This is a genomic window from Nitrospinaceae bacterium (assembly GCA_018669005.1).
GTDB lineage: Bacteria > UBA8248 > UBA8248 > UBA8248 > UBA8248 > UBA8248.
On record JABJAL010000117.1, the window covers coordinates 1 to 13066 of the forward strand.

At 54.9% G+C, this 13066-nt stretch carries 13 protein-coding genes; 6 read left to right on the forward strand and 7 right to left on the reverse strand.

Features of this window, described 5'->3' with window-relative positions; all coding sequences use genetic code 11:
- Window positions 1-142: hypothetical protein (locus HOJ95_17715; GenBank protein ID MBT6396532.1), on the forward strand; the 142-nt coding region annotated here is incomplete at its 5' end.
- Between the two features lie 319 nt (window positions 143-461).
- Here the strand turns inward: HOJ95_17715 and HOJ95_17720 are convergent.
- Together HOJ95_17720 and HOJ95_17725 are read right to left on the reverse strand one after the other, a co-directional pair.
- Window positions 462-1226 (reverse strand): glucose 1-dehydrogenase, encoded by a 765-nt coding sequence (locus HOJ95_17720; protein ID MBT6396533.1) that lies wholly within the window; start codon window positions 1224-1226, stop codon window positions 462-464.
- A gap of 82 nt (window positions 1227-1308) precedes the next feature.
- Window positions 1309-2112, reverse strand: coding sequence for a cupin domain-containing protein (locus tag HOJ95_17725; GenBank protein ID MBT6396534.1), 804 nt, complete (start codon window positions 2110-2112; stop codon window positions 1309-1311).
- 351 nt (window positions 2113-2463) lie between these two features.
- Between HOJ95_17725 and HOJ95_17730 the strand changes: the two genes are divergently transcribed.
- A complete protein-coding gene (locus HOJ95_17730) occupies window positions 2464-2994 on the forward strand; it encodes a cupin domain-containing protein (protein ID MBT6396535.1) in 531 nt (176 codons plus the stop codon).
- A gap of 28 nt (window positions 2995-3022) precedes the next feature.
- Here HOJ95_17730 and HOJ95_17735 read toward each other — a convergent pair whose 3' ends face one another.
- On the reverse strand, window positions 3023-3775 hold the full coding sequence (locus HOJ95_17735; GenBank protein MBT6396536.1) for a sulfite exporter TauE/SafE family protein: 753 nt from the start codon (window positions 3773-3775) through the stop codon (window positions 3023-3025).
- Between the two features lie 183 nt (window positions 3776-3958).
- Here HOJ95_17735 and HOJ95_17740 point away from each other — a divergent pair, with 183 nt between their 5' ends.
- Together HOJ95_17740 and HOJ95_17745 are read left to right on the forward strand one after the other, a co-directional pair.
- Complete coding sequence (locus HOJ95_17740) at window positions 3959-4993, forward strand: LLM class flavin-dependent oxidoreductase (GenBank protein ID MBT6396537.1); 1035 nt, start codon at window positions 3959-3961, stop codon at window positions 4991-4993.
- A 68-nt stretch (window positions 4994-5061) separates the two neighbouring features.
- Window positions 5062-5472: a PPOX class F420-dependent oxidoreductase gene (locus HOJ95_17745; GenBank protein ID MBT6396538.1), complete on the forward strand. Its 411-nt coding sequence runs from the start codon at window positions 5062-5064 to the stop codon at window positions 5470-5472.
- 265 nt (window positions 5473-5737) lie between these two features.
- On the opposite strand, the gene HOJ95_17750 is transcribed toward HOJ95_17745, so the two are convergent.
- Window positions 5738-6874, reverse strand: coding sequence for a Gfo/Idh/MocA family oxidoreductase (locus HOJ95_17750; protein ID MBT6396539.1), 1137 nt, complete (start codon window positions 6872-6874; stop codon window positions 5738-5740).
- Window positions 6875-7131: 257 nt separating this feature from the next.
- On the opposite strand from HOJ95_17750, the gene HOJ95_17755 reads away from it, so the two are divergent.
- Window positions 7132-7386: a hypothetical protein gene (locus HOJ95_17755; protein ID MBT6396540.1), complete on the forward strand. Its 255-nt coding sequence runs from the start codon at window positions 7132-7134 to the stop codon at window positions 7384-7386.
- Window positions 7387-7421: 35 nt separating this feature from the next.
- Window positions 7422-8279: an alpha/beta hydrolase gene (locus tag HOJ95_17760; GenBank protein ID MBT6396541.1), complete on the forward strand. Its 858-nt coding sequence runs from the start codon at window positions 7422-7424 to the stop codon at window positions 8277-8279.
- A gap of 958 nt (window positions 8280-9237) precedes the next feature.
- Here the strand turns inward: HOJ95_17760 and HOJ95_17765 are convergent.
- The 3 genes from HOJ95_17765 to HOJ95_17775 all read right to left on the reverse strand — a co-directional run.
- Window positions 9238-10335: a Gfo/Idh/MocA family oxidoreductase gene (locus HOJ95_17765; GenBank protein ID MBT6396542.1), complete on the reverse strand. Its 1098-nt coding sequence runs from the start codon at window positions 10333-10335 to the stop codon at window positions 9238-9240.
- 308 nt (window positions 10336-10643) lie between these two features.
- Entirely contained in the window at window positions 10644-11321 is a 678-nt protein-coding gene (locus tag HOJ95_17770; protein ID MBT6396543.1) for a hypothetical protein, read from the reverse strand.
- A gap of 200 nt (window positions 11322-11521) precedes the next feature.
- On the reverse strand, window positions 11522-13066 hold a 1545-nt coding region (locus HOJ95_17775; protein MBT6396544.1), incomplete at its 5' end, for an acetate--CoA ligase family protein.

Genomic DNA, 13066 nt, shown 5'->3' on the forward strand with positions numbered 1-13066 from the left:
CGTCACCGTAAAGCGAGGCAGCCGGGTGACCTTCCACATGCGCCGCGCCACGGGCGGCATCCGGCTTGCGAGGGGCTTCCGGGTGCGCAGCGGCGGCAGTTTTCGTGCGCTGGTTTCCAAAGCCACGGGAAGCTGTTCATGAGGTGATAGAAAGAATCGTATATCTCTCAAGGGCCGCAGTTTGGACCAGAGTGCAGAAGAGTTGATGCGACAAAATTACGACATCCTCTAGCAAAATCAGCCCCACCCCAGCCAACTCGGGCCAAGGTGGGGCTTTTGCTAGATTATTGATAGAGGCAGAGATACCCTATAGAGAGAGGATATCGAAGTCCTCCACATTGTCTTCCGGGCGACTAAAAAAAACCGTTGGCCGGAAGGCCGTGCCGGGTCGAATCCGGCTCCGGGCACCAATTAATTTTATGAAATAGCATTATTGGGTTTTTTGAAAATCGTTGATTTTTCTACAGCGTAATTGCCGCGCCTCCGTTCACCGGAAGATCGGCTCCCGTGATGTGGCTAGCCGCATTCGAGCAGAGAAAAACCACTGCCTCTGCCACATCTTCCGGGGTGGAGATGCGGCGCAGGGGAATCTGCAGCCTCCGCGCCTCGAGCTCCTCTGCTGTGCGGTTGCGACTGGGGTATTCCTGGGAGCCTGTTGTGCCGGGCGTAACGGAGTTCACGCGAATTCCGAGTGGCCCAAACTCAGCGGCTAAATTCATCGTGAAGTTTCGGAGCGCCGCTTTGGCTGGCCCGTAGGCGTGGAATTGAGGGCTCGCCCGCCGGAATGCCGTGCTTAGTAAATTGACGATTGCGCCGCCGCCCCGGTTTTTCATGTGGGGGATAACCTCCTGGCAGCAGTTGAAGGCGCCGCCGAGGTGTACATCGAGTTGCGAGCACATATCTTCCTTCCAATCCAGCTCAAGAAAGGGTTTTTTGGGGTGAAGATGGCGTGCATTGTTGATGAGGATGTCGATGCCACCGAAAGTTTCGACCGCTCGATCTACCATTTCCCGCACAGCCCCTCGGTCCCGTATGTCAGCGCCCTGGATTAGGGCCCTTCCGCCAGAGGCCTCCACCTGCTCCGCGACGCGCTCGGCCCGCTCTTTACCCGAGAAATAATTAACTACAACGCTTGCACCCCGCTTGCCTAGGGTCCGGGCCAGGGAGGAGCCGATTAGGCGGCTTGCCCCTGTTACCAAGGCCACCTTTCCCGTGAAGTCGTTCATGTGCCATTTCTCCAAGAATTATGGATGAAGCAAAATCAAAAAGCGCCCGAAAAGTTGTAGTTTTTTATATATGAAGAAGGATCTAGCCTTTCGCTAGCAAATTCTCTAAATTTTTTGAGGCGCGTACGGTGGCATAGCGTGCGAATTGGCCTTTATTTGTCGAGATGGAGCGCTTGGCTCCCTTTGGAATATGCACGACTCCGCCAGCGGTTACGGTCTCGCGCTCATCGTCCACCTGTGCGTCCACTTCGCCTCGGATGATGTAGATGAATTGCTCGTGCGCATTTTCGTGAGCCGGTTCATCATAAGCCTCGGGCAAATCAAAAAAACCAAAGGCGAGGCGCTCACCCTCGACCCATTTGTAGTTGAGCGTCGAGAAGGGGGGCGCATCGAGCGAGTCGATGATTGGGTGATAGGAGTTCTGGAGACCTTCGATGATGGCCTCAGATTTTTCGGGCTCTTTTTTCTGGCCGGGGTAGACGCCCGAGTCGTGTATTTTGTTGACCGCATCGACAGTGGGCACCTCGTCGGGGACGGCCTCGTCCTGGGCGATGCCGACGACGGTCCATGTTGCGTCTTTCACGTAGAGGTAATCCATCTGGCCATCTTCGGTGGCGAGCATCTGGTGGCGTGCATAGGGGGGGATGTGGATGAATGTGCCGGGCGATACGATACGCCTGTCCTTGCCGACGAGGGAATGAATCTTTCCACGCACGGGGAAGATCATCAACTCGTTTGGGTGGTAGTGGAGGTCCGAGCCTGTGCCCGGATCTTTCGAGACCATGCAGAAGTAGATGTACTCGCCTTCAATAATGGGGCCCCGAGCCGAGGAGAGGTGGGGGGTGAGTTTTTTCTCATCGAGCGCGTCGAATCGGTAAAAGGGCATTGAAAAATATCCTCTCTGCGTTAAGGAGCCACTGGCTTTGGTTTGTGCGGGCTCCGGTTTGAATAAGGGAAACTCGCATTCTTGGGGCCAGCGACCGAAAGCCGAATCTAAAATCGAAATCGGGCAAGATAAAATAAACGCCGCAATGCCCTTTCCCCTCGGAAAGCGGCATCGCCCTTATTCTTGAATGCTAACAACCTGAATGCTACATTCTAATGACGTGTTTGACAATTTTCGCTTAGGGGGGTGTGAGCCCCATTGTGGTGGATGAATTGGTGTTTTTCTCGTTTTGATGTGTTTTTTCATTCAATATTTGGTCCTTAAACAGGCCCTTATGAAGGAGTAGATTTCATGCCATTTTATGACCCTAAGAAAATGAAGCGTGCCCTGGCGGGAGAGACCTACAGCACCTCGGAGGGCGTGTGGGCTACGGGCGAGCGGATGCTCTTTGGCATCATCGATAAGCCTGCCGGAACCGGCAGCCGGCCTCACCGCCACGCAAACGAGCAGTTCATCTTGGTCCACAAGGGTACCTTGAAGGCGATGATCGAGGGCAAGAGAAAAACCGTGAAGACGGGCGGGATAATTCATATTCCGGCGAATGCGCTTCACAGCATGGTAGCGACGGATGATGAGGATGTAATTTTTATCGTGGCCAAAGACACCGCCTGGGGCATTGCGGGCGACCCTGACGATGACAGCAAGGTGGGCGCCCATCTGGGCAAAGGTGCGAAGAAAAAAGTGGCCGCCAAATACGTTAAAATTGCAGATGACCTGAAGCGTTCGGGAAAATCCCTCAAGTCGAAACCACTGGCTCGCCCGAGCATAAAAGCAGCGAAGAAAAAAACGGTTGCCAAGAAAAAGGTAGCGAAGAAAAAATAATCGGCTCCAGCGAGATGGCCCCTTCGCGCTAAAGAAAAGTGTAGAGAATTTCCCTGTTGGCGATGACCAACGAGAGGGCCATCACGAAAAGGATCGCCTTCACCGTTCTGAAAAATGTCTGCTCGGGCAGCCGCTTGAAAAGGCGTGTGCCCACGAAGAATCCCGCGAAGACGGGCACGCTGACAATTAGCATCAACACAACGGCCTCGCCCGTGTAGGCGCCCGCCACGAAGAGCGAGGTGATTGTCGCCACGCGCAGGGTGATCTGAATAATACTCATCACGAAGAGATATCTCGTTTTCGAGAGATTCATCCCGGTGAGATAGGCCGCCATGACGTGCGAGGGCATCCCGACAGTGCCGAGCATCCCGCCGGACAGAGCGCCCATCCAGAGGCCCCGGAAGAGGGAGTCCTCAGGTGTCCTGGCTTTTTCAGGGTGCGCCCACTGCCATAATATCTGACCGATTAAAAAAGCGCCCAAAAACAGTTTCATGAAGCGCGCGTCGGTGCTGAAGAGCAAGGTGAGGCCGAGTCCGAGGCCGGCGAGGCTCGCCAGAACGAAGGGGAGAAATGGCGACAGGCCCTCCTCGATCGCCTCGCGAGCGCGCCAGCCGTTTAGCACGCTTGTCAGCATTGTGGGTATCGACACCACCGCGATGGCGGTGGGTACGTCCCAGAAAAGCGCGATGGCCGGCGTCGCTAGTGTGGCGAAGCCGAAGCCACCGATGGCTTTTAAGCCCGAGCCAATAAAGGCGGCGACAAAAACGAGAAGTAGATTCATCCAAAATCCTTAAAGAAGAGAACGCGGCGATTATCGCATCACAATAAATGTGTTTGTTCGTTGACGCCTTCAGATGATATCTCACAAACATGTGGTAATCTATTGACATACGACGATTGAATCAATGGATGTGAATACAGGGCACTTTTCGCCGGAAAATACTTTTGTTCTGAGGTTTAATTTATGGATTTTTCTCTTTTTTATATTCTGCACCGGCCCGAGGGCATGAGCGACGCCCAGGTCTACCAGGAGGCCATCGAGCAATCGGTCGCCGCCGATGAACTTGGTTTCAAATGCGTATGGTTTGCCGAACATCATTTTTCCCAGGTAGGGATGGTGCCCGATCCGCTAATTCTCTGCGCCGCCGTCGCGCAGAAAACCAAACGCATCCGTTTGGGTACCGCCATTTCGATCATGTCGTTTCACAACCCGGTTCGTCTTGCCGAGCAGGCGGCGATGGTCGATGTGTTGAGCGGCGGGCGTCTTGACCTCGGCGTTGGACGGGGCTCCCAGCCCCGGGAATTTTCGGGTTTTGAGGCCAAGCCCTCCGAGAGTCGCGCGCAGCTTAAAGAGGGCCTCGAAATTGTGGATCGCCTGCTTCGCGGCGAAACCGTCACTTTCGATGGTGTGCATTACAGATGTAGGGACGCAGTCCTACACCCCGCACCGCTGCAACAGCCCCGTCCCCCCATTTGGGTCGCCGGGACGAGCCTTGAGACCTATACCTATGCTGGCGAGAAGGGCTTTAACGTCATGGCCTCGGCCGGATTCACGGGCCCGGATGTCTTCAAGGAAAAATTTGCTCTTTGGGAGGAGGCCTTTGTGGCCAGGGGCGGCGACACCTCGAACCTTCCCCGGGCGCTGCTTCATCATCTTCATGTCTGCGAGGCGGACGAGGATGTGGCCGCTCGCTACGAGCAGGTGGCCGAGGCCGAGGGTTGGTATTTGAACTACCGCGCCAACGTCAACAAGGTGGAACTCCCCGGCGAGGAGGACAGCCACCTCAAGCGGAACTGGAGCTATGAACTCGACGTGAGGAAAATTGTCGACGGCGGCGGCGTTGTTGGAGGTGCCGATAAAGTAGTCGAGGAGATGCGTCGTCTGCGCGATGATTACGGTGTCAACGATGTGCTCGTTGGGCCCTGGCGAGGACCCAACTCAAAGGAAGTGATGCGCTCGCTGGAATTGTTCGCTAAAGAAGTGATGCCAGCATTATAGGCATGGTCTTTTTTGGATTTATACGATTTTATGCAACACGATTGTGGAGGGACTAGATGTCCGATTCAATGATTCCTGAAAGTCATGCCCATATTCTTGAAAGCAAGGCACTTCTTCATCTGGCGCTAATTTTAAAGGACGGCACCCCGCACGTCTCGCCCATCTGGTTCGATACCGAGGGCGATTTGATCCGGATTAACTCAGCCAGGGGCCGCCTCAAGGATCGGGTCATGCGTGTGCGTCCTGCTGTCGCTTTTTCTATCGTCGATCCAGAGAATCCGTTCTGCTATATCGGAATTCGAGGCAAGGTGGTTGAAATTACCAAAGAAGGGGCTGCCACTCACATTGACGGGCTGGCGAAAAAATATCTTGGCCACGATACCTACCGGAACCATCAGCCGGGGGTCTCTCGGGTGCTCTATAAGGTTCGCCCCGAGAAAGTTTTCGTTATGGGAACCCCGCCTGCGCTCTCCGACTAAGGTGGGCTAGAAAGTCTCATGGTTACAGACGATCCGTGCTGCAGTTGCGAATATCCCTGCCGCGGCAATGAGGTTTTGCGTGGGCACGCGCTCGTTTGGCAGATGTGTCTCCGAAATGAACTCACCCGGCCCAAAGAAAATTCCGGGTGTCCCGTTCTCAATGAACAGCCGAAGCGCCCCCGGCGATTCGATGCCAGAGGGCCGGGGGATTTAGAGGGGCTGGAAAAGAATGCATGGCGGGAAAGGGCTTGGATTTATGCTGGCATTATTTATTGGTCATGCGCAATTCATCTTGAAGCTCTTCTTCACTGATTGGTAGGGAGACGGGTTTTTTGCGTTTGGCGGAAAGATCACATGCCATCGTCAATAGAAGGTCGCGGTGTCCCTCGATCCCCGTAGCATGTGGGGTTTTTGCCCCCGTGTAGATACGTGAAAACCACGAATTCGTCTCCTCGCGCATGGGCCCCCAAAATTGCCCGTCGATAAATTCTCCCGGGGGATAGCTGGTCAGGAAGCTTACATGTTTATCATCCCTCCCTTTTCGATGCGTTTGGTGGCGCTCCTCGGTCGCCAGTACAATATCGCTGTGCGTGTCATCGATGGTCAGGACACCCTTTGTGCCAATTAGCCCAATTTCCATGCTATAGGTCGCGGCAGGCCATTGTTCAGGAAGGCCCCAACAACAAGACATGTTCCAGAGTTTGCCGTCGTCGAATGAAAAAATACTGAAGGTGGAATCAATCGTACCCAGGCCAGCCAGTACATTCCCTCCTGAACGGGCATACACTTCATTCGGTTCCGCCCCCCCCATTACCCACAACATTAAATCGAGGGCATGGGTTCCCGAGACAACCATTGGAGTCAACATGGAACGATCTTCATTCGGTTCCAACCTCTCGATGGCAATCAGTCGATTCAGGAATGCCCGAGTTGTTGCGGATGTGATGTCGCCAAGCTGTCCCGAGGTCACCTGGTCCCGGGCAACAAGCCAGCGGCGACGAAATCGCTGGGTGTACCCCACAACGAGATCTGCCTCTGCTTTTTCTGCAGCCGCAATTATTTTTGCTGACTCGACAGCGTTGGTCGCAAGGGGTTTTTCAATCAATATGTTGTGTCCGTGCTCGATGGAGGCGAAGAGCGTCCCAGCGTGGGCATTTTCATCAGTTGCCAAAATGGCGGAATTTACCTCGCTGCGCCTTAGCAGTTCGTGGTAGTCGGTCGTGAAAAAATCAGCATTTAAATCCTCTGCCAGCTTTTTTCCGGTTTTCTCGTTGACATCACAAAGGCCGATCCACTCAACGCCCGGATAATCGCGAGCCAACTGGCCGCGAATGCGCCCGACATTGCCGCAACCAACAATGGCCAGACCGATAGGATTTTTAGCACCAGCATAAGCGCACATGAGACACCTAAATCTATTCGAGTTTAATAAGAACAAAAAAAACAAAATGAGTAAAAATGGGAATCAATCAACTTTTCCCACAAGAATTCTTTAATAAATATTTTTTAACATCAAATGTGACTTAATGACACTCCCCTTATGGTAACCGTGAGCTAGTATAGATTTCGATTGATTTTTGTACATGAGAATAGATTTTATAAATTTTTTCAATTGAGACTAAGGCTTGTTGACTCCTGGGCTTATCCGGCCAACTGGGATTGACGGCGTCTGCATCTATCGTCATTGATGGAATTGAACTCATCGATGTACAGGAACTTGAGCGCTGCTCAGTCGCCGCCAATACGGAGGGCGTTGAAATGAGGGCGTTGGTGATAGCCGTGGCCGTGGCGGCCAGACGCAGCCCGCTTTCCAATCAATCGATTTGGAGCTACTCTCAACCGGCTGAAATGGGTTCCACATGGGGAATCCCGGCTCCGCCCACCAGCATGACTTTGCTCGTAGACGGGGAGTAATCATCTCCTGACTCTACTAACTTGATGGATAAAAAATGCCAGAAGCCAAAATCCGTGGAATTCACATCAATTACGAAGTCATCGGCGATACCGGGCCGGTTATTGCGTTGACGCCCGGCAGTCGCCGTCCCTATGACGAACTCGTTGATTTGTCGAAAGCCATAGCCTCCAAAGGCTATCGCGTGCTGCTGCACGACCGCCGCAATTGTGGCAAGTCGGATGTGGTTTTTGACGGCTCGGCATCCGAGCACGAGGTCTGGGCCGATGACCTGCACGCTTTGGCAAAACATGTCGGCGTGGAAAACCTCTATGTCGGCGGCTCTTCCTCTGGCGCCCGGCTCGCCATCCTGTTTGCCATCCGTCATCCGCAAGCGCTGTCAGGCCTGCTGCTCTGGCGGGTTACCGGCGGGCAGCACGCAGTCGATCGGCTGTCGGAGAATTACTATGGCCAGTACATCAAGCTTGCTAGCACGGCCGGCATGGAAGCTGTTGCAAATTCCGAGCACTTCGCCAAATGCATCTCGGCGCGGCCTTCGAACCGGGAACGTCTCATGAAGATGGACGTCGATGCCTTTATCAAGGTGATGAACTCCTGGCGCGAGGCGTTCCTGCAATCCTCCTCGCTGCCAATCGTCGGGGCAACTGAGGCGCAACTCAATGCGATTCATAGCCCCGCCTGCCTGATAGCGGGGAATGACATCGTCCATACGCCGGTGACCGCGCACAAGGCGGCAGGGCTTCTGCCCAACAGCGAATTGCACGAGGACGTGGTTGAGAAGTTACCCGAGGACAAATTGCGCCATACCTGGGACCGCAAGGAATGGCGCGATGCGGAACCGCAAATTGCCGAAATTTTCACAACCTTTCTGATGAAGGCCGAAAGCGGACGCTAGGGCCAAATACCTCTGAACGTCTGCTTGTGGCTAATAGCGGACTTTTTCAGGGTGAGCATTTAATGTCCGTTTTTGCCCCCACAACTGGACGAGCAAAAAGGGCATTGGAGAAAATCAGGATAGTTGGCTTATAAATTGCCAAATTCGCCGCATCTCGGTCCGGTTATTGGCCCAAACCAGGCCCCTAACCCTTTGAATTGTCGTGATAGTAAGGAGATCGTCTCGGTTCTCCGTTTTGGAGACGGACTAGATGGCGGTGGGAGGAGTCTCCTGCGAACCCTTCTCCGCCAAATTCCCTGTTTAACACGGAATTATCAGGGAATTTGGCTGTGACCGACCCTTAATATCACGATTAGTAATTCGCCATGCATAGGCCAGAGGGCCGGTTATCAAACCACCAACCTTGTTATCTTGGAACTCGGAAATCTCCGCTTCCCGCCAAACCGGGCCCGGGGCCCATCGATGTGGTAGTAGGGGCACTCCTGGAAATTCTTGCGGCAGAAATCCTGGATGGTGCTAGGGTGGCGGCGGATACATTCCACAAGAACCGTATCGAAACAGGTGAATTCGCCCATTTCGGAAATCACTTTATTTGGACAATCTTCAAAGAGAAACATCGTTTCATCCTCGATATATTCTCTGGGGTCTCAGCCCGGTGGGACCAAGCCTTATGTAAGATAATATGGACCCTAATAGGGCTTTCCGCGAAGAAAATCAGGCTGTTCTTTCGAAAATTTTCACCAGTAGAATTTGGGGATATTTTTGGACCACCGAGGCTCAATTGTTGGCTTGACCTCTTAGTGAAGTACCTGTGCATGGCGATTTAGTAATTCTCTGTGCACACACATCTTTCCAAGACGAGACCCGGTCAATCAAACTCGCCAAAGCTTTCGTTTTATGAGGGACCAAATTGTTGCAAAGCACCGAAGCATCCAAGGGACCGAGTGGGAGATATTGGTTAATACCCCTCACCGAGGGGGAGCTTTACCACCTCTCCGGTGTGCGCTGACTTTTCCATCGCAATCGTTACTTCCAGTGTCTGGCGCGCCTCCGCCGCCGTGGCAAGGTGGCAGGGCCGCCCTGTCGAGAGATAATCGAGCCACCCGCGGGTCTCGTCACCGATAGGGCCATACATGTTGTCCAGCGCCCAGTCTCCCGATGAAGTGCTGCCCAGGAACACCATCGGCAGGGAGTGACCCGGCACATAGGCATGCGGATAACCTTTCTCGGTATAAAGAATGTTCTCTTTATGGTCCTCATCAAACATCAAAACACCATCGGTGCCGATTATTTCAAGACGAACACTCTGCCCCGCCGTGGGATATTTGGCCGGAAGGGAATAACAGATACCCAGACTCACCACCGCCCCGTCCTCGAACGTGATGATGGCCCAGCTGACGTCATCCGCCTTGGGATATCCCGCCTCCTTGAAAACAATCCCATGCCCCCGGCAGATGACCTCCACCGGCCGGTTTCCCTTCATGAACCAGCACATCATATCGACGTAGTAGGTCAGAACATCGAGAACCGGCGTGGCATCGGCTGAGCGCTTAAGTATTTCGAGCGCCTGCGCCCGCGAGTTGAAAACACGCCCCGTCGCGCCGACCAACCTGCCCAGCCGGCCTTCGTCAATCTGCTCCTTGCCCAGGAAATACTGCCGCTTGTAGCGCATGATGTATCCCACTCGCAGATCACCCTTATTTTTTTCCATGGCGGAAAGCACCCTGTCCGCATCCTCGAGCGACATGGCAATGGGCTTTTCGACCAGGACAGGCTTGCCAAGCTCGAGGGCCTGCAAAATGGGCTCCACATGCGCAAACTCGGACGTGGAGACAATCACGGCGTTGACGTCGGGGTGGGCGATTACCTCCTCGTTGCTGCCCGATGTGACCTGCGCCCCCACACGGTTCCCGAGCGCTTCGGCGCGCTCTGGCTCCAGATCGGAAATCGCCAGGAATCGAACCGCCGGATGCTGAACGGCCAGGCGTGATCGGTGCGTCCCGATGCGGCCGGCTCCGATAACAGCGACACCGAGTTCTTTTCTATCAAATCTCATGGAATCACCTCTGGTGCGGTCTGGAGGATTTCGCCTTCAATTTCTAGCATTAATAGGCATTGTTGCAGAATTCCAAAATAATTGCTGTGCCGGTACGATAGGTCCATTACAAAAATGACTATGTATTCCGGTAGCGCGTGAGCCAAGAGGGCACGGATCCGCTTGTAATTGGAATTATGCAACAAGGCCGATCTGACTACAGATTATGAAAAACCTGCTTTCGTCTGAAAGATTGCTCATCCCTGAATTGCCTTCCAGCGATATTGAATCTGCCTCCGGGATACCGACCGGATAGTTAACCCGCGTATTTACTCCCAGAATTTATTAATCTGCAGATAACCCTCTCGCGGTAACTCTTGCGCCGGGGGGAGGCCGAGGAGGCGCTTGATGCGCTGGACATTTCGGAGATGGGCAAGAATTTCCCAATGTATTTGACGGATGAGGGCGATGAGTTCGACGCGGAAGCGGCCCGGATGATCGGCCACTTCGCTCCAGCCGTAGGGGTGAGTGCGCGCGGCCAGGCGGGCGAAGTCGATGAAGCGCTCGGCAGAGTCTGTGTAGCTGGCCTCGGAGTCAACGGCGCGCTCGCCTGCGATGCCTCTGAGGGTTTCGGGGCTCTCGCGCTCGAGGACTTCGAGGCAAATGTTTAGGTGTGCCTCGATGATGGTGACGAGGGAGGGGGTGTCCGGGCAGACATCGGCGGGCATGTGTCGCCCGTTGCCACCCATGACGGCGTCCATGTTCACATCGGGAAAGGTATGGCCTTTTTCCTCAAGCGGCTCGCGAACACGGTTGACCCAGCGGCAGCACAGCAGGGCGATGTGGCGAAGCTGCGCATCGACCGACCAGCGCGCCCAGACGGGCTCTTGTTGGCTGAAGGTCATTTGCTCCTCGCTCAGAGAGGCGATCTCGGTGCGGATGCGCTCGGCATCGCCGGCCAGGGCCTCTTTGAGAAGGGGGACTTCGGCGAGGACTTCATCGCTCATTGGGGTTTCCTTTCAGCTAGAGGTTGTGCCCGGTGCAAGGTGCCTTCGTGGGATTGTGCTCTCAACGGGGACTCCTCCTCCAAGGGGGATATATCGATCAATGTGCGGCTCAAGGGGCTTGGCCCCTCATAAGGGGTCCCGCTTTTCTCTTGTAAGTTATTGAATATAAACATGTTATTATATGAGCGGCATGTGGCAGCCTAACGGGCCACGACCAGGGCATCCGCCGCCCGCCATCTTCCCCTAGAGTAGACCACCGGGTTCAGGTCGATGCTGGCGATCCCGGCCTCATAGGCAACGGCAATGTGCGAAAGCTGCGCGATGAGCGAGGCGAGCTCACCCTCGTCTGCCCGAGGAGCGCCCCGAAAGCCCTGAAGAAGCCGCCTTCCGCGTAGCGAGGCGATCATGCACCCCGCCTCCTCCTCGGACACCGGGGCCAGTGCGAGGGCCACATCGTCAAGCGCCTCGGCGAGCACTCCGCCCGTGCCCACAAGAACCATCGGGCCAAACGTCTCATCGCACACGGTGCCGAGAATCATCTCAAGGCCCGGCGCAAACTCCTCAACCAGCGCGCCCTCGATTCGTGCCGAGGGCGAATGGGCCGCAACGTCAGCCATCATTTCTTTCCACTCGCGGCCAAGCCCTTGCTCATCGCCGATATTAAGCCTCACGCCACCCGCCTCGCTTTTGTGCGGCAAATCGGGCGAGTTGATTTTGAGAACAACCGGATAGCCCATTTCGCCTGCGGCGCAGGTCGCGTCATCGAGATTATTAACAAGGGTGCTGCCGACGACCGGGATATTGAGTGCAACAAGGCGCTCCTTGCTAGCGGCCTCTGAGAGAGTGGCCTTATCATTTCTAAGTTTTTCGAGAATTTTCTCGTCAGCTTTTTCTGTCTTAATCCTTTTTTTATCAGCGCGTTTCATCCTTCCCAATCGAATCATGCCGCGGACTGCCAGCATCAGACTCTCGGCGCTCTCGGCGATGGGCATGTGCGCTGCTCTCAGGATATCCGCACCCTCCTGGCCAAGCTTGCCGGCGAGCCAAAGGTTCGGCAGGGGTTTTTCCGTTTCCCCGGCGATTTTTATTAACTCATGCCCCCGCCCCTCCGAGTGTGCCGATGGATGGGGTGTCGATACGGGGATGACGAGATCATAGGCCGGGTCATTGAGAAATAACCTGATCACCTCGCCGTAGCGCTCTGGCTGGGTAACGATTCCCCCTAAGTCCACCGGATTGCCCGATGCCCCCATTTGCAAGAAAGGCTCTAGTTTTTTCTTCATCTCTGGCGAGGGATCGGGAAGCGTAATTCCCAACTCCTCGGCCCTGTCGGCCATCAAGATCGCCGCCCCGCCCGAATGGGTAATGACTCCCACCCCATCTCCCGGGGGCAGTGGTGCGCTCGCCATCACCTCAGCAACGTCGAGGAGCTCAGCAGGACTTCTCACCGAAGTGATGCCAAGCGATTCGAACGCTGCCTCAAAGGTGCGGATAGGCCCGGCGAGAGCGCCCGTGTGGGTTCGCATAATGTCATGGCCGGCCTCGGTTCTTCCTATCTTGCAGGCAACGACGGGCTTGCCCGCCGCCCGCGCTGCCCTCGCGGCTGCGATGAAGCGTGGGCCGTTGCGGACTGTTTCCAGCAAAAGGGCAATCGAGCGGACATCTGGGTTCTCGACAAGCGCTTCGAATACCTCGCTTAATTCCACATCAGCCTCGTTACCCGTTGAAACCGAAATGGCAAGACC